This is a genomic window from Pseudoalteromonas luteoviolacea, assembly GCF_021654285.1.
In the GTDB taxonomy this organism is placed as follows: Bacteria; Pseudomonadota; Gammaproteobacteria; order Enterobacterales; family Alteromonadaceae; genus Pseudoalteromonas; species Pseudoalteromonas luteoviolacea_J.
Window position 1 is genome coordinate 282,961 of sequence record NZ_JAKFZS010000003.1, and the last position, 21,268, is coordinate 304,228.

General features: G+C 43.2%; 17 protein-coding genes. 7 read left to right on the top strand and 10 right to left on the bottom strand.

The window, feature by feature from the left end; all coding sequences use genetic code 11:
* The first annotated feature begins 6 nt into the window (after window positions 1-6).
* The 6 genes from L1077_RS04095 (at window position 7) to L1077_RS04120 (ending at window position 8,104) form a co-directional block, all read left to right on the top strand.
* Window positions 7-2,445: an ABC transporter permease gene (locus L1077_RS04095; protein ID WP_237135688.1), complete on the top strand. Its 2,439-nt coding sequence runs from the start codon at window positions 7-9 to the stop codon at window positions 2,443-2,445.
* A 432-nt stretch (window positions 2,446-2,877) separates the two neighbouring features.
* Window positions 2,878-4,284, top strand: coding sequence for a glutamate--ammonia ligase (gene glnA / locus L1077_RS04100; RefSeq protein ID WP_237135689.1), 1,407 nt, complete (start codon window positions 2,878-2,880; stop codon window positions 4,282-4,284).
* Between the two features lie 247 nt (window positions 4,285-4,531).
* Window positions 4,532-5,044: a DUF4124 domain-containing protein gene (locus tag L1077_RS04105; protein WP_237135690.1), complete on the top strand. Its 513-nt coding sequence runs from the start codon at window positions 4,532-4,534 to the stop codon at window positions 5,042-5,044.
* A 104-nt stretch (window positions 5,045-5,148) separates the two neighbouring features.
* Window positions 5,149-6,213, top strand: coding sequence for a nitrogen regulation protein NR(II) (gene glnL / locus L1077_RS04110; RefSeq protein ID WP_237135691.1), 1,065 nt, complete (start codon window positions 5,149-5,151; stop codon window positions 6,211-6,213).
* A gap of 11 nt (window positions 6,214-6,224) precedes the next feature.
* Window positions 6,225-7,631, top strand: coding sequence for a nitrogen regulation protein NR(I) (gene ntrC / locus L1077_RS04115; RefSeq protein ID WP_063362780.1), 1,407 nt, complete (start codon window positions 6,225-6,227; stop codon window positions 7,629-7,631).
* 14 nt (window positions 7,632-7,645) lie between these two features.
* Window positions 7,646-8,104: a Crp/Fnr family transcriptional regulator gene (locus tag L1077_RS04120; protein WP_046358425.1), complete on the top strand. Its 459-nt coding sequence runs from the start codon at window positions 7,646-7,648 to the stop codon at window positions 8,102-8,104.
* A gap of 51 nt (window positions 8,105-8,155) precedes the next feature.
* On the opposite strand, the gene L1077_RS04125 is transcribed toward L1077_RS04120, so the two are convergent.
* The 10 genes from L1077_RS04125 to L1077_RS04170 form a co-directional block, all read right to left on the bottom strand.
* On the bottom strand, window positions 8,156-8,329 hold the full coding sequence (locus L1077_RS04125; RefSeq protein ID WP_237135692.1) for a hypothetical protein: 174 nt from the start codon (window positions 8,327-8,329) through the stop codon (window positions 8,156-8,158).
* Window positions 8,330-8,545: 216 nt separating this feature from the next.
* Window positions 8,546-9,781, bottom strand: coding sequence for a cysteine desulfurase-like protein (locus L1077_RS04130; protein ID WP_237135693.1), 1,236 nt, complete (start codon window positions 9,779-9,781; stop codon window positions 8,546-8,548).
* A gap of 10 nt (window positions 9,782-9,791) precedes the next feature.
* Entirely contained in the window at window positions 9,792-10,424 is a 633-nt protein-coding gene (locus L1077_RS04135; protein ID WP_237135694.1) for a 2OG-Fe dioxygenase family protein, read from the bottom strand.
* 288 nt (window positions 10,425-10,712) lie between these two features.
* The gene (locus tag L1077_RS04140) at window positions 10,713-11,690 is read right to left on the bottom strand and encodes a hypothetical protein (protein WP_237135695.1); all 978 of its coding nucleotides are present in this window, start codon (window positions 11,688-11,690) and stop codon (window positions 10,713-10,715) included.
* The gene (locus L1077_RS04145) at window positions 11,690-12,637 is read right to left on the bottom strand and encodes an autotransporter outer membrane beta-barrel domain-containing protein (RefSeq protein ID WP_237135696.1); all 948 of its coding nucleotides are present in this window, start codon (window positions 12,635-12,637) and stop codon (window positions 11,690-11,692) included. The genes L1077_RS04140 and L1077_RS04145 overlap by 1 nt, the downstream gene beginning before the upstream one ends.
* Before the next feature lie 235 nt (window positions 12,638-12,872).
* A complete protein-coding gene (gene acnB / locus L1077_RS04150) occupies window positions 12,873-15,470 on the bottom strand; it encodes a bifunctional aconitate hydratase 2/2-methylisocitrate dehydratase (protein WP_237135714.1) in 2,598 nt (865 codons plus the stop codon).
* Window positions 15,471-15,723: 253 nt separating this feature from the next.
* Window positions 15,724-16,782 (bottom strand): OmpA family protein, encoded by a 1,059-nt coding sequence (locus L1077_RS04155; RefSeq protein ID WP_237135697.1) that lies wholly within the window; start codon window positions 16,780-16,782, stop codon window positions 15,724-15,726.
* 117 nt (window positions 16,783-16,899) lie between these two features.
* The gene (locus L1077_RS04160) at window positions 16,900-18,702 is read right to left on the bottom strand and encodes an ABC transporter ATP-binding protein (protein ID WP_237135698.1); all 1,803 of its coding nucleotides are present in this window, start codon (window positions 18,700-18,702) and stop codon (window positions 16,900-16,902) included.
* A complete protein-coding gene (locus tag L1077_RS04165) occupies window positions 18,703-20,133 on the bottom strand; it encodes a protein adenylyltransferase SelO (RefSeq protein ID WP_237135699.1) in 1,431 nt (476 codons plus the stop codon).
* 3 nt (window positions 20,134-20,136) lie between these two features.
* Window positions 20,137-20,826: a DNA-3-methyladenine glycosylase I gene (locus tag L1077_RS04170; protein WP_237135700.1), complete on the bottom strand. Its 690-nt coding sequence runs from the start codon at window positions 20,824-20,826 to the stop codon at window positions 20,137-20,139.
* Between the two features lie 229 nt (window positions 20,827-21,055).
* Between L1077_RS04170 and L1077_RS04175 the strand changes: the two genes are divergently transcribed.
* Window positions 21,056-21,268 (top strand): hypothetical protein (locus L1077_RS04175; RefSeq protein ID WP_237135701.1); only part of this gene is annotated, 213 nt, incomplete at its 3' end.

Here is a 21,268-nt window from a genome sequence, read left to right on the forward strand (position 1 = left end):
GCCATTATGTTGAAACACAATTTATTAATCGCAATCAAAAGCCTAGCAAGAGTAAAAAGCTATGCACTGACCATCATCATGACCTTGGGTGTCACGCTAGGTGTGATGGTGGCGATGTATAACCTCAATTACCAGATCATCGCAGCGCCACTGCCTTATCCAGATCAGGATCGGCTATTCTTAGTCCAAGGCCAACTACTGGCTGACGGTGAAGTAAAGCGTGAAAACTACCTGCCCTTTTTAGGCGCAGTTGAAGCTTACAAAGATAAACACCCAGGTATCGAGACTTTTGCACTACACAATATCAGTATTGATGTTGAGCAAAGCTTACCAAACAGCCCAACCTTTAACACCGGCGCCATCACACCTGAATATATGCAGATCATCGATGCGCCTCTGGCATTAGGGCGTCACTTTACAAACGAGGAAGGACTCGACAGCAATCAACCTGTTGCCATAATCTCATACGATGTCTGGCAAACACACTTTGGTGGGAGCAGTGAAGTACTCTACCGCTCTGTGACTTTCAAAGGTGTCAGCTTTATCATCGTTGGTGTCACTGCTGAACACTTCGCTGAGCCGGTATTAGCAACCCCCACTTGGCGCACCGATGTATGGTTCCCATACGACTATCGCGATACCCCAGATCCGCTTTGGACATTTTCCTCAAACCAGGTTCACTTGGTCGGTAAATTGACCAAAGATGCGGATATCAACCGTACTCAGCTCGCACTCAATAACTGGGTGATGGCACGCTATCCAGCAGCCGTTGCAGATGATCCTACGGTAGCAAATACTGAAGTCAAATGGCGTTTTACCACTTACAAATCACGTATTATTGGCGATGCAGGCAATACCAGTGTCATGATGCTTGCAGGCAGTGTGGTCCTGCTACTTATTGCCCTCAGCAATATCGGCAATCTCGTTTTATCTCGCGCTGTTGAACAACAACGAGCCTTTGCTATTCAAGCTGCATTAGGCGCGCAGCCTCACCACCTCTTCAAGCAAGTACTGGTTGAATTATCTTTGCTATTCGCTGTCGCACTCCTTGTTGCCACCGGTATTGTGAGCCTTATTTTGGGCTTATTAAAAGCTGGATATGCAGGCCCACTTGCCCGGTTAGATGAACTCAGCCTCAATCTGAACACAGTGCTATTTGCAATTGTCTTAACACTCGCTCTTAATTTTGCACTCGCCTGGGTGGTCAGCAAGCAGCTTAATTACAATGCCATTATTGGTGCATTGCAAAGCAGTGGTAAAGGGTCTGGCGTACAAGTATCTAAACACACGCGCCAAGTACTGGTTTCTATGCAAGTATTTTTTTGTATCACTCTGCTGGTCTTATGTGTGAGTATTTTCAAGCAAAGCTGGGCACAGCTGACAGCCCCGACACATATCAATACTGAAAATACCTCGCAGATCGCTTTAAATGTTGGCACCTTACTGACTGAAATGTCTCCAGAACAGCGCGCCACAATGGTGCTTGAAGCAACAGAGCGACTTAACCAACACAGTGACATCGTGCGAGCCGGTGTCGGTAGTTATCCACCGATCTCCTATTGGTTGGAGCAGTTTTCTACATACCAATCACAGTTACAACCAGGTATGGATAAGCCTATCGTGTCACACAAACGCGTCTGGGGAACACGCGCTTATTTTGAAACATTCGGTTTAAGTTTAATGCAAGGACGTCACTTTACCGATGCTGAGGCCAGAGATAGAGCCCCAGTGGTGATCATCAATGAATTTATGGCTGACATGATAAAAGCGTCTGGACAAGACCCGATTGGTGCAAAGCTGTATGGACGTAACTCCAGTGACCCTATCACGGTAGTAGGTATCGTCGGTAATTTGAATTTACCAAACCAACTGCCAATTTCTAGAACCTATCGCCCTCGTGTGAATACTGGATACCCTATTGTTGTCGTCGAAACCAAACCCAACGCACAACTATCTAGACAAAATATTAATGATTTACTGGCACAAGTACATTCACAAATACGCGTTTATGACTTGCAAACCACAGAGCAAATTTTGTCCTCCCACCTTAAATCACAGCGCGTTGCCAGTATTTTTACTATCGTGCTTTCTGTGGTTGCGGTGATATTAGCAGGTATTGGTATTTACGGCGTATTTAGCTATGCCATTGCTTTAAGACGCTATGAGCTAGGCATTAGAATGTCAATTGGTGCAACCCCTGTGGCAATTTTCAAACTGGTACTGACAGAAAATATGCAGCCCTTTTTAATCGCAGTCGCTGCGGCCACCTGCGCATTACTTATCGGTTACTTTAGTGCCGCGTCTGCGCCCATCATGCAAATGATGAATATCTGGAGTTGGTTGATCCCTGTGACCCTGATAGCAAGTCTAGTTGTGGGTATCACCTTACTGTCAGCGTGGAGCATTATTCGCCAGCCTGCACAATACGCATTAAAAGGCGCTTAGCCATGTCTCAAACCAGCCGTCAATCAGCATGCAATATCATGATAATTTCCTTCCTGAGATGTTGTATCTGGTGTGTCATGGCGGCTGGTTTATTTATCTTACCCCTAGGTAATATAAATGGACTATGCTTAACCTGTGAGTTCGTATTACTGTCCCAATCCAGTGCTGCAAGTCCCGCATTTTTATACTCACTTAACATGCTAGAGTGGTTGGAATAAACCAGTCAATAGGCCTCTTTACGGCTTGCACCAAAATAGTGCAACCCGTCCTGATATGGTGCACCCATTTAGGTCAATCACACCATTTATGACCATCAAAAACAAAATAAGTTATATTTTACAATAAGTTATATTATTGGCATAGATCACGCTTATAACAGCGCAGTTAAGCAAATTATTGCAGCAAAAAAATAACCCACGAGTCGGAGGACACATGTCACAATCGGTTTTAGATTTTATTAAAGAGAATGAAGTAAAGTTTGTAGATTTACGTTTCACGGACACTAAAGGTAAAGAGCAACACGTTTCAATCCCTCATCATCAAGCCGATGAAGACTTCTTTGAAGACGGTAAAATGTTCGACGGTTCATCGATTGCTGGTTGGAAAGGCATTAACGAATCAGACATGGTATTAATGCCAGATGCAAGCACAGTGAAGCTTGACCCGTTTGCTGAAGAGACAACAATGATCGTGCGTTGTGACGTATTAGAACCGGCAACCATGCAAGGTTATGAGCGTGACCCACGTTCAGTTGCTAAGCGTGCTGAAGACTACATGCGCTCTACTGGTATTGCTGACACAGTGTTATTCGGCCCAGAGCCAGAGTTCTTCTTATTCGACGACGTTAAATACAAAACAGACATGTCAGGTTCTATGTACTCTATTGACGCTGAAGAAGCTTCTTGGAACTCTGACAAGAGCTACGAGGAAGGCAACACGGGTCACCGTCCTGGCGTAAAAGGCGGCTATTTCCCAGTAGCACCTGTTGATTCTTCACAAGACTGGAGAAGTGCGACGTGTCTAGTACTTGAAGAGTTCGGTCAAGTTGTAGAAGCGCACCACCATGAAGTAGCAACCGCAGGTCAAAATGAGATCGCAACACGCTTCAATACCATGGTTATCAAAGCAGACGAAATCCAAGAGATGAAGTACGTTATCCACAACATGGCACACCACTATGGTAAAACGGCAACCTTCATGCCTAAGCCAGTTGTTGGCGACAACGGTTCTGGTATGCACTGTCACCAGTCTCTAGGTAAAGATGGTCAAAACATCTTCGCTGGTGACAAATATGGTGGTCTATCTGAAGATGCACTTTACTACATCGGCGGTATCATCAAGCACGCTAAAGCAATTAATGCATTTGCAAACGCGTCTACTAACTCATACAAGCGCCTAGTACCTGGCTTCGAAGCACCTGTTATGCTTGCTTACTCGGCACGTAACCGTTCAGCTTCAATCCGTATTCCAGTTGTACCTTCAGAGAAAGCACGTCGTATCGAAGTGCGTTTCCCTGACCCAACGGCGAACCCTTACCTTGCTTTCTCTGCAATGTTAATGGCTGGCCTTGACGGTATTAAAAACAAAATCCACCCTGGTGATGCAATGGATAAAGATCTTTACGATCTACCAGCTGAAGAAGCAGCTGAAATCCCAACTGTTGCAGCATCTTTAGAAGAAGCATTGGCTTCACTTGACGCTGACCGTGAGTTCTTGACACAAGGCGGTGTTTTCACTGATGACCTAATCGATGCATATATTGCACTTAAGTCTCAAGAAGTTGAAAAGCTAAACATGACAACTCACCCAGTTGAGTTTGAAATGTACTACAGCGTTTAATTCGCAAATTACTTGCAGTGAATAGAGATAGTTATCTATCTATGCGCAATATTCACTGCATTTTATAGTGTAACTGCGCGCTTAAATCATATGTGTTCTCAAGCCCGCTTTTGCGGGCTTTTTTAATGGCAAAACCGCGCTAAAACCTCTACAGTTAAACGGTGAGTGTTCGCACTGACACCATAATTGAGAATCTGACAATGATGATGCGCTTTGGCACGATTGAATTGAGTAAAGTGAGGTTGCTGTGAGTCGACTGTGGTTAGTGATAATATTATGTCTAGCAAGCCATACTGCGTTCGCTGATAAAAAAGTCTATCGCTGGAAAGACGACAAGGGGAATTGGGTGTATTCGGATACGCCAAAAAAAGGCGCAGCTGAAGTTAAAATCAATACCCACTTTTTAACCATGCCGGCAACTGACACTTCAGTACTGGGCAGTGGTACTCAAGATCAATCCAAGCAACAGTACAAAGCATCAATTATCGCCCCGAATCACAAGCAAACGTTGCGAGATAATACCGGTAGTGTTTATGTGAGCGGGCAGATCACCCCAAGATTTGCGAAAGACTTTACCGTACAGCTATTTTTGGATGGCAAACCAACAGGTCCAAAGCAACACACGATCACATTTGCACTGCGAAATATTGAGCGCGGTGAACACTCTTTACAACTTATGGTATTTGACTCTAAAGGAAATGTCGTCACCAAAAGTGATGAGACGATTTTTTATCTACATAAAGCCAGAGCCAATCAATAATCTTATAAAAACAGTACATTTGATTACTCAAACCAATAACAACAGCAAACACGGTTTTTTTGTGTTAGATTAATATGCACCAATTTGGTGCAAGGCGACCCATAATGGAACACCTCAATTCATCAATACTGCCGGAACTGTGGCAAAACCTGTCAACTTCGATAATTTTACTCGATGAAGACTTTAAAATTCACTATGCCAACAACAGTGCCAGCGAGCTCTTAGGTCTAGGCCAGAAACGACTGATTGAACAGCCGTTTGAAAGTATTTTCCACCACCATTTAATCGACTTAAAACGGCTCAAACGCTATGTGCTTGAAGACGGTATCGACTGCCAACAACACAAGGTAGACGTTGTCTTTATTGATAACCGTGCCAGTACCATCAATTTATTCGCGCGCAAACTCAACCATAATAAACGTCAATACATTCAACTAGAATGCAGGCGTATTGATGAAGAGCTGCGCTTTGATAAAGCCTTCAATCAAGCGCATCAATATCAGGCTGCCCGCAACCTCATTCGCGGATTAGCCCATGAAATCAAAAACCCACTCGGTGGTATACGCGGAGCGGCGCAATTATTGCAGTATGAAGTAGACCAACAAGAACGCAATGAATGTGCTCAGTTGATCATAGAGCAAGCAGACCGCTTAAGAGAGCTCGTAGATAGACTGTTGGGCCCAAATGAACTGCCAAAGCGAACGCTGTGTAATATTCATAAAGTGCTTGAGTCTATATTGAAACTCAGTGCACTAGATACTGAACATAGCATCACTTTGCATAAGGATTATGATCCGAGTATTCCAGATATTTACGTTGATGAGTCGAAAATACAGCAAGTAGTGCTCAATATCGTCAGAAATGCTCAGCAAGCACTCAAAGGTCAAGGCAAAATACGCGTCACCACACGGATTTGCCACCGAGTGCGACGCGGTAAGTTAATGTTGAGAAAAGCACTCTTAATAAAAATTGCCGATAATGGCCCGGGTATAGATGAAGCTATCAAAGCGACGCTTTTTTACCCCATGGTCACCAATAAAGAAGGTGGCTCTGGACTTGGTTTATCAATCGCACAAACCTTGGTTGAGCAACACAAGGGGTTTATTGAATGTGACAGTTGGCCGGGACATACCGAGTTTTGTATCTACTTACCCTTTGAAGAAAGTTAGGGAGCAAATTAATGAAAAGTGTGTGGTTAGTCGATGATGATGCCTCAATTCGCTTTGTATTGGAAAAAGCGCTATCGAGAGCTGGCTTTGCAACTGAAAGCTTTGCCAATGGGCAAGACGTATTAACAGCACTTGAATATGGTCAACCTGCCGTTTTAATGTCTGATGTGCGTATGCCAGGCATAGATGGCATGGCCTTACTCGAGGAAGTGAATCGATTATATCCATCTTTGCCAGTGATCATCATGACTGCGCACTCTGACCTTGACTCTGCCGTTAATGCATTTCAAAAAGGCGCGTTTGAATACCTTGCAAAGCCGTTTGATTTAGAAGAAGCCACTTCCCTTGTTGATAGAGCTTATCGCGCAGCACAACAAAACGCGAAGAGCAAACCGCAGGATGCAACCGTTGACCAACCAGATATCATTGGCGAGGCACCGGCCATGCAAGAAGTATTTAGAGCTATAGGCAAGCTCTCTGCGTCGAGTATGAGCGTACTCATCAATGGCGAGTCGGGCACAGGTAAAGAGCTCGTTGCCGGTGCCCTACATAATCACAGCCCTCGCAAAAATAACACTTTCATTGCGCTAAACATGGCTGCTATTCCAAAAGATTTAGTTGAATCTGAACTCTTTGGGCACGAAAAAGGCGCATTTACGGGTGCCGATAGCGTCCGCCGAGGACGCTTTGAACAAGCCAATGGCGGTACACTGTTTTTAGACGAAATTGGAGACATGCCGCTCGATGTGCAGACGCGTTTACTGCGAGTACTTGCTGACGGTGAATTCTACCGTGTCGGCGGCCACCAAAGTGTCAAAGTTGATGTCAGAATACTGGCTGCGACGCATCAGGATTTAGAAAAGCTGGTCAGTGAAGGAAAATTTAGAGAAGACTTATTTCATCGCCTTAATGTGGTAAGACTACGGATCCCACCGCTTCGAGAAAGAAGCGTTGATATTGCCAAGTTAGCAGAATACTTTCTAGCGAAAAGTGCCAAAGAACTCAAAGTTCCTAGCAAAGTACTTACAGACAAAGCGTTAGATCATATGTGTGCTTTTCATTGGCCAGGCAATGTCAGGCAATTAGAAAATACCTGCCGCTGGCTAACCGTCATGGCGCCGGGGGATATGGTTGGTCCACAGGACTTACCGCCAGAGCTTGCACAACCTAGCAATACAGCTAAGCTTGAAGAAAATCAGGACTGGCTTGATGCCTTTCAACTTTGGTTAGATCAGCAACTGAGACTGGGAGAAGACCATATATGGCCTCAAGTGCAAGCCCAGCTAGAGACAAGACTGATAAAATCTGCACTCGCAGCATGCCATGGTCACAAACAAGATGCGGCACTAAAAATAGGCTGGGGCCGTAATACATTGACCAGAAAGCTCAAAGAGCGCAATATGCTAGAAAATGACTAAATGATTGACCGAGCATGAAGCTGCTAGAAAACATCACGACGATAAAACAACTTGAAATCATCAACCGCTTAGACTTTTTTTCTGAGTTCACACTTGCTGAGCGGCAGGTTTTGTTAGAATCGTTTAGCCATTTATATTTGATCAGCAAAGATCGCTATGCATTTAAACGTTTTGAGCAAGATAGTCGCTTGTACATTATTCTAACTGGTGAGCTACGTATTTTCGCCGAGAAAAGTCATATAGATATTGGCCATGTGGGGCCCGGTGAGTTTGTCGGTGAAGGCGCATTCATATCGAATCGAGAACGCAGCACCAGTGCTCAAGCCATATCAGATACCATCGTATTAGCCATCACTTCTGAGGCACTCACCAAATTACCAGCGGTGATAAGAGAGAAAATTAAAGACAAAATCATTGCAGGCATGAGTGAGCGTATTCATAAGCTCAACCACTTTATCGAAGAAAAACTCTAAACTGCTCATAATGACTACAGTGCTCACTAAAGCCCTGTAGTCAATAACTGCTTAACAGTTATACATAGAATTACATGTCCAACCGTTGTAAGAAATACAACCAGGTACATGTGGTGAGCTTGCGTACATACCACCCGCTACATTAGGTGTTTGCTCAGGGTTTAACGCTTTATTGTTAGTAGATAATTTCTTAACCGAACGTTTATTCAATGTGATTTTCATCATTATTTCCTTTTTATGTTGTACTTATTTTTAATAGGGCGACCACGTCCCTGATTAATAAATAACCACCAACTCAGTTTAAAATCAATGATTTCAATCCGTACATTATTTCATTACACACGCTCTGTTAGGTATGACATAGTAAAATGTTTTGCTTAAATATTAAAATTGTTCGTATCCAACTAAAAAAGGATGCTGACGCATCCTTGTTTGTTAAATTTAATTGAGCAGTTCTGTGAACAATTCGAACAGCCTATCTAGCTCTTCAATGGTGTTGTAATGCATACAGCCAATGCGCACTACACCGCCTTTGTCCATCACACCTAATTGCTCACACAAGCCCTGCGCATAAAAGTTCCCATCCCATACGCACACATGGTGCTGACCTAGAAACTCTGACACTTTGCGTGGTTCTAAACCTTCAAACGTCAAAGCGAATGTCGGAGTACGCTCGCTCAGGCGAGATAAGTCGTCAATTCCGAACAGCTTGATCTGCGGAAATTCACTAAGTCGTGTTAAAAAGTGCTGACTCAAAGCCATTTCATGTGCTTTTGAATTCGCAAATGCTTGCTCTAATCTGACTCGTAATGGCTCAGACTCTGGCAAGTCACTCAAAGAGGCAATGTATTCAATCGCAGCGATAACACCAGCCAAACCTTCAAAGCTCTGCGTACCCGTTTCCCAACGTCCAGGGATCACGTCTTTTGCAGGCTCCACTTTATAAGGTGTAAAACCTTCAAGATGTTCACGCTTACCATAAACAATACCAACATGTGGACCAAAGAATTTATAAGCTGAACACGCTAAGAAGTCACAATCTAATGCTTGTACATCAATCAGTTCATGCGGTGCAAAATGCACGGCATCGACATATACCAGAGCACCTACTTCGTGTGCCATAGCAATGATCTGCTTAATGTCGTTAATAGAGCCTGTGGTATTTGATGCATACGTCACAGCCACCAGCTTAGTGTTGCTGTTAAGTAACGACGCATAGTGATCCAGATCCAGCGTGCAATCTGATTCATTGATGCGCAAAGCATGTACTTTGGCACCTTTGTCCTCTGCCGCTTGACGCCAAGAAGATACATTTGAATAGTGATCTGCGTTGGTCACAATTACTTCATCTTCCGCTTGCCACTGCCTTGATATTGCACGACTAAAACTGAACGTTAAGCTCGTCATATTCGCACCAAAGACAATTTGCTCACTACTTGGTGCATTAAGCAGCTGTGCAACTGACTGCCTTGCACGGCTCATTAGCTCAACGGTTTTATCACTCGAGAAAAACGCACCACCTAGGTTTGAATTAAAATAACCTAGATATGCAGACATTGCACTTAAGACCGACTGCGGTACTTGTGAGCCACCCGGGCCATCTAAAAATATTGGTGAAACACCAGAAACTTCCTGCATTAAAGCGGGAAACTGACGGCGGATTGGCATTAAGTTCATGTGGACCTCTTTATGCTGTAAATACAAAACAATCTAAGTAGCCAACTTGGTCGGCATTGAGTTTATTCATCGGAGTGGCGTTATGCCAAACTTCACGATCATTCACAAGTGCAAATAGGCCATCTTTTATTTCCATCTTAAAACATGGCGCCGCTTCCTTGTGTTCATAAACAAGGAGCTCACCACCAGCAATGTTTTCATGAGACACGCCACATACACATACATGGTCAAAGCCATCTTGGTGAATACCTTCTGGTGCAGGTGGTGTATCACTCTCTATTGCCAACATTCTAAACTGATGTACTTCAATATCCGCATCGTCTGCAACACCCGTCATTGCTTTAAACTCAGACAGCAAATGCTTAAAACCATCGCTCTGCAATAACTCCGCTTCTAAGTTTTCATACACGCGTTCCACATTACCTTGAAAGTGGTTAATTGAATCATCTTGTACGAATGCTTTTGTCGGCTGGATAGACACATTGTCTTCAGCAAACTTCAATACTGAGTAACGGCGCTTGCGAAATGCACCATCGGCATAAGGATTATCTGGCAAACGCGAAAAAAACGGTTTAACTGAATCAATATGTGATTGTTGAATAAAACGAAGTTGAAGCAAATTCTGGTTGTTTACTGCTGTCATGCTTACTTTTGCCTGTAGATGTAAAATTGGCAGAGATCTTAATCTATTTGGATGGAAATTTTGATTTTGAATAACTTGTTTTTACCAAAAAACAAGGATAAATATACCCAATAAAAATATATGTTAGATTAAAAATGCTAAATGTTTTAATTTTGGTAACTAGCACATCTAAAGTGGGAGATGTTTTTTTTGCTTAATCACGCACACACAGTGCATGATTATTTATTATATAAAAGGTACTAAGCCAAAATAAACCGGCCTAGCACCTCATCCAAAATTGTTATGAAATTAAAGCTTATCCTTCACCGCAGACAATTGCTCAGCAAAGCTCAAGTGACGTAAATCGCCTAAACCAGCTTTTTCCGTTAAAGCCAATAAGTGACTTTCCAACTCAAGCAATTGGGCCTCAACTTTATTATTTTTCAGCGCCTCTTTGCGAAAAATATGTTCTTGATAAAGATTATCCACTCTGAGTAACTGCAATTTAGCTAGATGCACCTTTTCTTCAATCTGCTCATAGTCACGGACATTATTTCGAATATATACCTTGGCATATTCACTGCTATTACTCGCATCAAGTACAACGCTTGGCAATATTTTTGCCTTTGATGATGCTGAAATAGTACGCAGTTGTGACAAGGTTTCACCTAAGTAATAAAGCTCAACGGCACTGACTTCTAATGCCGTCAACTGTGCATTGAAATCAGCAAGCTCTGATTCAACTTCGGGTTGCTTGCCATCAACTAACATCGCACGGTATTTTTTATGAGTCTCATCTAATTTGCGATATCGAATAGGAAAGTGCTCTTTAGCTGCAAATTTATCTAGCACTGCAAAGTGGGAACGGACAGGCTCTAAAACAGATAGGATCAAGTTCTTTGCCGCCTGTGCGCCACCGACTAAAGCCAACACCTCTTGGCTGAGTTCAATAATCTCACCGCTGACAGTTTGAGAAGAAAAGAATGAGGCACTATCTAGTGCTTCAAATGGCTTCGCTTTTAAGTCAGCAAAACTCTCCTCCAATTCCTGCCATTCTTTTTGCGCTTTTTGAACGCGTGCACGGTCATAGTCAATCAGTGATTCAGTATTAGCCAAATACATTGCCTGCTGTGCTTCCTGATAAGCAGCTTCGGCACGACTATATGCCGCTTGTACTTGTTCATGAGAGGGTGAAGACCCACCAAGTGATTGCACTGAATCTAGCGTTTTGCACCCCGTTATGTTTAATAGTACAACCCCAAACACTAAGCCAAACTTCATTCGCATTAGTAACTCCATTGTAATCCTGCGGTCAGAGAAACGTTAGTATACTCTATTTCAGGAACACGCAAACGTCGACCATTGACTTCTTCAGTTACTGTATCTCGTTCTTTGTAGTAAGCATCGACACCAAACATCACAGCAATATGCTCTACTAGCTGGTATCTGACCCCCGTTCTGGCCATTACCCCCCAACCGTTAAAACTATCAGTGAGTGTTGTTGCCTCAAACTGGGTGTTCTGAATACGGCTATATATCGGTGTACTCAATTCGCCTTCAATATACCAGCTGAGCTTTTCTTTGGGGTTAGCCAGCTTGCTATCGTACCGAGCACCTAACGTAGCCAACAACCCCATTTGATCCTCTGTAACCGAAATAACAGGCAGCAGCGAAGCTTGGTTATCTTGTAGAACATCATCACCATCTTTCGTTTGTCCCGGTAAATCAAAACGTGGGACCGGATCGCCTTCCTCACGCGGTAATGCTTTTAACGCATCATCAAATTGCGTTGCACCCGGGTTAACAAATTTAAAGTTAGAGCGGGTAAAACTCGAGGTGAATATTTTCATGCCAAATGTAAGCTGAATAGCACGTTGATAATTATACGCTGCAGTAAATGCCAGCTCATTGGCTTTGACCTTAAAATCATTTTGCTGGATCGCACCAAAGTCTTTTAAAGACCATACTTCCTGATCGATTTCCGTCGAGATGGTCGCTGCACTGCCAATATAAAACCCCCAATATTCATCTATACCTGTATACGACAACTGCCTTACCGCTGGATTGGTAACGGAAATCGATTGAGACAATTGTCCAAAACCAGCGACATCCGCTAAGGATTCACTATAGTCGATGCTTTCAAATCCTAAACGGACTTCGCTATAAGAAGGTAGAGGTGCTGCTGCAAACGTATAACTACTAAACATCCCCAGTAAGGCAAGAGTATATTTCATGACTTTCCCCGATAATGTTGTTGTCTTGTATCACAAGGCACCACATCACTCTTCCTTGCATACAGGTTATAGAAACAAATTTACACTGACTATTAGATATCAATGAGTGATATAAACATTAGTACAGAGGTCTTTATAGTCAAGGACATAGGAGAGCTTAACAATATGGTTTTGGAGGGGTAGCCTTATCAAAAAAGAGAAAAAAAGCTCGTAAATCACGAACTTTTTTAAGCAATTATACCGCTTGCTGAATGATCACACTGTCTGCTTTCTTTGTGTAATGTGACATTTTGTGGAAATTCAAATAACGATAGGTGTCCGCAGCTGTCGCGTTAATTTTTACCGCATATTCTTGATACTCATCCGGTGTTGGTAATCGACCTATAATCGCCGCAACTGCCGCCAATTCTGCAGAGGCCAAGAATACATTAGCCCCTGTTCCTAATCGATTAGGGAAGTTACGGGTTGACGTTGAGACCACTGTTGCCTTATCTGCCACTCTCGCCTGATTACCCATACACAAAGAACATCCCGGTGTTTCAATACGCGCTCCCACTCGACCATAAATGCCATAATACCCTTCATCTGTGAGCTGATCTTTGTCCATTTTGGTCGGTGGCGCTATCCACATTCGCGTAGGCAACTGGCCGCTAAAGTTATCAAGTAATTTACCGGCAGCACGGAAGTGGCCAATATTGGTCATACAAGAGCCTATAAAGACTTCATTGATCTCCTCGTTTTGTACAGTAGACAGCAAACGGGCATCATCTGGGTCATTCGGCGCACATAAAATAGGTTCTTTAATGTCGTTTAAGTCAATCTCAAGTACATGGGCGTATTCAGCATCACTATCTGCAGTCATAAGCTGCGGATGTTCGAGCCATGCCTGCATTTTTGCAATCCGACGCTCTATTGTACGTACCTCTCCATAGCCTTCTGAGATCATCCACTTCAACATCACAATATTGGAATTCAAATACTCTTCAACAGAGGATTGTGACAGCTTAACAGTACACCCAGCCGCAGACCGCTCGGCTGACGCATCTGACAACTCAAAGGCTTGCTCAACCGTTAAATGCTCAACCCCTTCAATTTCAAGAATACGGCCTGAAAACTCATTTACTTTGCCTTTTTTCTCAACAGTAAGCAGCCCTTTCTTAATCGCGTAGAGCGGGATTGCATGTACTAAATCTCGCAATGTGATCCCAGCTTGCATCTCGCCCTTAAAACGCACAAGTACAGATTCAGGCATGTCCAAAGGCATAACACCTGTAGCAGCGGCAAAGGCAACTGCACCAGAGCCAGCCGGAAAAGAAATCCCCAAAGGGAAGCGGGTATGTGAATCACCACCAGTCCCCACCGTGTCAGGTAAAAGCATGCGGTTGATCCAAGAGTGGATCACACCATCGCCTGGTCGCAACGACACCCCGCCACGATTCATCATAAAATCCGGCAAAGTATGATGCGTATTTACATCAATAGGCTTTGGATAAGCAGAGGTGTGACAAAAAGATTGCATGGTTAAATCCGCTGAAAAACCAAGGCAGGCTAAATCTTTCAGCTCATCTCGGGTCATCGGCCCTGTGGTGTCTTGCGAGCCAACCGTGGTCATTGTCGGCTCACAATATTGGCCAGGTCTAACACCTGTAACGCCACAGGCTTTACCCACCATTTTTTGTGCTAGCGTATAGCCTTTACCAGTATCATCTGCTTGTGCTGGTTTTTTGAAAATAGTTTCAGCGTCTAGGCCAAGTGACGCTCGCGCTTTGTCTGTTAGACCTCGACCAATGATCAGTGGAATACGTCCACCGGCTTGAACCTCGTCTAAAATAACGTCCGATTTTAAAGTGAAATGCGAAAGCACCTCGTCAGTGCCAAAGCGCTTAACCACTCCTTGATAAGGATAAATGTCAATTTGATCGCCCATGTTAAGCTTTTCAACAGGTAGCTCGATCGGTAGTGCACCAGAGTCTTCCATCGTATTAAAGAAAATTGGGGCAATTTTTCCACCTAAGCACACACCGCCTACCCGTTTATTCGGGACATGAGGAATGTCTTCTCCCATAAACCAAAGCACTGAATTAGTTGCTGACTTTCTTGAAGATCCGGTACCAACTACATCGCCGACATACGCCAAGGGTAGGCCTTTGCTTTTCAATGCTTCTAATTGCGCAACAGGGCCTATTTCACCATGTTTATCTGGAGATATGCCATCTCGCGCAAGCTTCAACATAGCTAACGCATGTAACGGAATATCTGGACGAGACCAAGCATCAGGCGCAGGCGACAGATCATCCGTATTGGTCTCCCCCGTGACTTTAAATACCGTGACAGATATTTTTTCAGGAACTGCGTTTTTTTGTGTAAACCACTCCGCATGAGCCCATGACTCAAGTACTTGCTGTGCAAACGCATTACCGCCCTTTGCTTTTTCCTCTACATCATAAAATGCATCAAACATTAATAAGGTATGTGACAACCCTTTAACAGCAATAGGGGCAAGCTCTGGTTCATCTAACAACTCAATCAAAGGTGCAATGTTATAGCCACCTAACATAGTGCCCAGTAGTTCAACAGCATAAGCCTTAGATATCAGCGGTGATACTGCCCCCCCTTTTGCCAACGCAGCCAAAAAGCCAGCTTTGATATAAGCAGCATCATCCACTCCAGGGGGCACGCGATTGACCAATAAGTCTAAAAGAAAGGCTTCTTCACCTATCGGTGGTGCTTTTATTAACTCAATTAAATCTGCGGTTTGCTGTGCGTCCAACGGCTTAGGTACTATCCCTTTTGCCGCGCGCTCTTCAACATGATTTCGATACTCTTGAAGCACGGTGATATCCTCTTGGTGACGTGTTTTAATAAGCATTTTAGTAGTTTTGTTTATGACTGCTTATCTTTTAATCTAGCCACTTGATTATAAGAGCTTTTTATCAATATGAAAATCTTGCAAGTTGTACCATCGAGAGATACTCAATATCAATGTGATGAATGGAGAGGTAAGGGAGAAATTACAGAATGAATGGTTATTGGCATATATACAATAATGGCTGAACAACAATGTTATTCAGCCACATTAAATAAGATTATCTCTTCACTTTTACTCTTTCCACTGAAATAACCTTTGCTTCAACACGGCGGTTAGCTGTATGTGCTTCTTGAGTATTACGGTTATCCATTAAGCGCTCTTCACCATAACCTACGGTTGAGATGCGTGATTGCGCAATGCCTTTTTCGACCAACTGCGCTGCAACGGCATCAGCGCGTTTTTTAGATAGCCACATATTGTAATCTGCTTTACCTAGACTTGATGTATGGCCTTCTAGTACAACCGTTGTTTCAGGGTGTGCACGTAAAAACTCTACAACTGAGTTAATATCGTCTAAATACTGCTGAGATACTTGAGAGTTGTTATTCGGGAAGCGGACTAACAAGCTCACAGTAACTTCTTTATTTTCATATAAGCTACAACCAGCAGCATCGACTGCATCACTCATCGGTGTATTGGCACATCTATCTTTACTATCTAATACGCCATCGCCATCGCTGTCTTTAGGCTTTTCAACCACAACAGGCTGAGGTGCAGGTTGCGGTGCTGGCTCAACTTTTTTCGGACTACTTGACGCCTTACCAAACATATAATTGATACCAAGCTTTGCACCCACATCGGTATAGCTGCGCTCTAAGCCTTGATAAATTGCAGTTTCAAAATTAGCCGCCAAGTTATCAGTGAAATGATGACGATAACCTACACCGGCATTAGCAAATAAGTTGCTATCAAAAATATCTATCGATTTAAGACCTGCCAATGCATAAAAAGGGCCGCCATTAAAGTGGTAAAGACCATCGATACCTAGACGATCACCATCTTGAGAACCGACACCGGCACCCTCTAAATCAAAATCCATATCAGCATATTCGATGCGCGCACTCCAATATTTGTTAAACCTGTAACCAAGTTCTGCACCCCATCCCGTGGAGTCATCAATGCCAACTCCACCGTTGCCAACACCTCTGATATTCTCCCAATCTGCGTTGTAGTAATCACCAAACACACCAAGGTATACACCCTCTTCAACCTCTTTCGCATGTAAAGACGTTGCTGCTGCCATTGCCACAATTACGCTTAGCATTTTAAGTTTCATCGCTGTTTCCCTCTAAAATCCAGACTTATTAAATTTGATAGCAAGATAATAGTAGTCGATGTCTTAATAATTACTTAACACTAAATAAGTATTTTTAGTTAAGAATTAAAGCTGAACCTAGCCTTGATGACCAAATAAAACTTGGTATAAACCATCTTCTTCAACTAATGTACGATGATCGCCTGACTGAGTAACGTAGCCATCATCCAGCACGTAAATAATATCAGCTTGACGGATTGCGCTAAGTCGGTGGGCAATGATCAAAGTCGTGCGGCCACTCAAAAATTGATTGAGATTTTTATGGATACGCGCTTCTGTTTCCACATCGAGCGCCGAAGTCGCCTCATCCAAAATCACCATTTTTGGATCTGCTGCAACCATACGTGCAATCGCTAGTCTCTGCTTTTGGCCACCCGATAGTTTGACACCATTACGACCAACAATGGCATCCAGCTGTCCGTCCATTTCTTTAACATTGTCTGCCAACTCTGCGATTTCCAAAGCATGCCAAAGCTGCTCATCAGTGCATGGCTTACCTAAACTTAAATTTTCTCTGATACTCGAGTTGAACAAAATAGGCTGCTGTAACACAGTCACCGCGTTTTCTCTGATGAGGTCATAGCCTATGTCTTCAGCTGCGATACCATTGATCAGGATGTCTCCTGCGGATTTCTCATAAAGCCCTAATAAAAGCTGTACAAGGGTCGACTTTCCGCCGCCAGAGACAGCAACCAAGGCCACTTTTTTTCCTTTCGGAATATCCATGCTGACATCGTGTAAAATAGGCTGACCTTCATTGTATTCAAAGCTCACCTGTTTAAATTCAATGCCAATTTTTTCTGCTTCGAATACTTGCTGAGCTGATTCTGTACGTGCGTCATTCGATGTTTCCGTCTCAAAGTCCAGCACTTGGTTTAACCTCTGTAATGCCGCAGAAGCACTGTAATAGGAGTACTGAATACTGAGAATTTCCTGGACAGGTCCCATCATGAACCACAAGTAACCAAACACAGCAAAAATCTGACCAACAGAAAGGCCTGAAAACACCACCATTAACATCGCAATGGCACGAAATACCTCAAACCCGAGTAAAAACACTGTAAAGCTCAAACGATTAACAGCATCTGTTTTCCATTGTGATTGGACAGAGTGATAACGCAAATCTTTTGCCGCAGTGAGTACATTGTCAAAGTAACCGTGTTCACGGCGCATGGCTTTAAGTTGGGCAATAGCATCAAGCGTTTCGACTAATGCTGTTTGAAAGGCTTCAAATGCATTGTTTTTCTCTTTCGTTAAATGTTTAACCTGTTTGCCAAATTGTCTCGAGAAATAGATCACCGCCGGGTTTAACGTCAAAATAATTAACCCGAGTGTAAAGTCTATCCATAACAGTACAATCGCCGTACCAATAATCGTCAGCAGGCCAATTAAAAAGCGCGACATCGTTTGACTGATAAAGCCATCTAGCGTCTCTATGTCAGTTACGCATCGCGAACTGATCGCTGCACCACCTTGTGTTTCAAACTCTTTAAGCCTCACCTGAGATAAGTGGCCAAGTAAGCGCTGGCGGATATTCAGCGAAACATCCTTGCCAATAATGGTGAACTGACGAGACTGAGCGACCCCTAATAATAAAGCACCTATCCGCATTAGCATAACCGCCACCAAAATGGCCAGTATGTACCCTGTTGCTCCATGCCACTCTGCAGGTAAAAAACCATTCATAAACTCAACAGCGACACCTGGCTTTGCTAGGAGTACCTCATCAACTAATAAGGGCATCATCAAGGGGATAGGTACACTGACCAACGCCGCTAACAGTGCAATGATATGAGCGTAGATCAGGGGCTTTTTATGTTTGAGCACCTGTCTCTGAATTTCTTTCCAAGTTAATGGCCCTGTCATCTCTGGATTCTGCATTTAAGTACCACAAAAAGTTTGGTAATGAGTTGAGTTCGCTTGCGATTGCAGCCATTTATCTGGGTAAGAGATGTATTCATATGGAGAGCTCAACGCCGCTAGCCACTGTGTTAATAATTCGCTTTTGCCCTGTTGATAAAATTCATTGATCACTTCCTCTACTAAATCATTACGAGGAATGATCGCCGGGTTATGTCGCATCATCAGTGCGGCAACTTCACCATCGTTAAACTGTTCAGTACTTGCTTGCCACTTAGCAACCCACTCTTGCAACTCACTGGAGATCTGAAATTGCGCTTGCTGCTTATGTAACTTAGCAGCAGTAAGCGATGCAAAAGTATTTGTATAATCAAGCTGATGTTTTGTCATCAGTTCAAGTAACTCAGTGACTAAGTCTTGATCACCCTTTTGAACTTGAAGTAAACCCAATTTATTACGCCATAGCTGTTGATAGCCTTGATTAAAGCGTTCAGAAAAGCCAACTAACATAGCTGAGAATCGCTCAATTGCAGGTTGCTCTTCTGCAAATAAAAGAAGAAGTGATTCAGCTAATCGACCACAGTTCCAACTTGCCATATTAGGCTGTTGGCCAAAGGCATAGCGGCCTTGTCTATCGATTGAGCTAAATACACGATTAAATGAAAATGCCTCCATCATAGCGCATGGGCCGTAATCAATTGTTTCGCCGTTCACTAGGGTATTATCGGTATTCATCACGCCATGGATGAAGCCTACCTGCAACCACTTAAGCATCAAGTCGCATTGCGCATCACATACATATTGGAAAAAAGTGAAAATATTATCGTCCCGATTTTCAGTAACTTCTAACCCAATGTCTCTCATTGTGCTCTCTAGCAACTTGAGCATAGCATCCTCATCTTGCTGTAAAGCCAGATATTGAAAGGACCCAACTCTAATATGGCACTTAGCAATTCTCGCAACGACGGCACCAGGTAAAGTCCCTTGGCGGTAAACAGTTTGACCCGTTATAAGTACAGCGAGACACTGAGTCGATGGGACGCCAAGAGCCGTTAAAGCGTGACTCATGACATACTCTCTCACTGCTGGCCCCAATGCACATAGGCCATCACCGCCACGAGAGAAAACGGTCGCACCAGAACCTTTTAACTGCAGATCGATTACATCGCCGTTCGGCGCAGTAAACGATCCGATCAAATGGGCTCGACCATCACCTAAAGTAGGATTAAATTGACCAAATTGATGACCTGAATATACTAAGCATACACTATGAGAGTCAGGTAGAGGCTGCTGGCCAGATAAATATAGTGTTGCGGTATCATCGTCCCAATTTAAACCGAGTTGACTGTTAAGCGCGGTATTAAATAGGGCTAAATTTGCATTCTCAAAAACATTTGGTGCTGCAGGAATAGCAAATTGCTCACCAATGGTGGCATATCTTGAATAAAACATAATTTAAGTACTCTGAATTACATTATCACCAACACTAAAGGCAATAAGTTGGCTAAGTGCTGTCAATGACAAGCCACTTGATTGTTGAAGTTCATTAAAGTGTTGTTGTGCTGCTTTTAGTGACTTCAACGATTGGAGTCCACCATCAATGACACCATTTGCACGCAAATAAGTCTCCACGTCTTTTGTCATTAAAAAAGTGTCCTTACCAAGCGCACGTAAGGCAAATGGCCCTGTATTACCACCTAAGCGATTACCTCGCTTTTTAAGCAATAACCACAGATTAATTATATCTTCGCTAGGCCAACTTACTATCATCTCACTAAAAGAGCCATGCTCTTGTTGCAACTCATAAATCATATGGCAATTGATAGCGATACTTTGTACTTTTTTGAAGTTACGAATAATACGCTCATCCTGAGCACGCTGTTCATACATTTCAGGAGACATGTAAAGTAATTTATCAACGGAAAAATCCCAAAAAACCTCCCTAAATCCATCCCACTTGGCATTGACTACCGACCAATAAAAGCCTGACTGAAAGATTTTCCTAGTAAACTCTTCTAACCATAAATCATCACTGTATGTACTAAGCACACTATTTTTAAGTGGTTCATTTAATAACACGCGTAAATTGGCCTCACCGCCTTTGCGTTCACAGGCTCTGTCGTAAATATCATTAAATCGAGTCAATGGTGCTCCACTATCACATTAATTCAAATATCATTATTAATAATAGTCTCACATATTGTGTCTACTAAACACACTCAAGATATAGGGACATTTATGATATAGGTAAGTTACGATTTACATAGCCAGACAAGGTGAATATCGTGCGAAAGGTTAATGACACAGCGCGAAGCGCTGGCATTCTTTTCGCGCAAGGTGAAATGAGCCGTTTTGACCGCTGATGAGGGACTGTATGTATTTAAAAGGAGTAAAAGGCAAAACCTGTGAAGGTTACTCCCTTCACCTTGCGCTAATTCGTCTCTTTATCAATGTGCATGACCTCTGCAACATTCGAGACGATTTAGCACGAAAAAAGCCCGACTCTTTCGGATCGGGCTTTCTTTTATTTGGCGCTTTTGGTGCGCTACGCAGTAGAATGTCCTACTTTCACATGGGCGAAATGGGC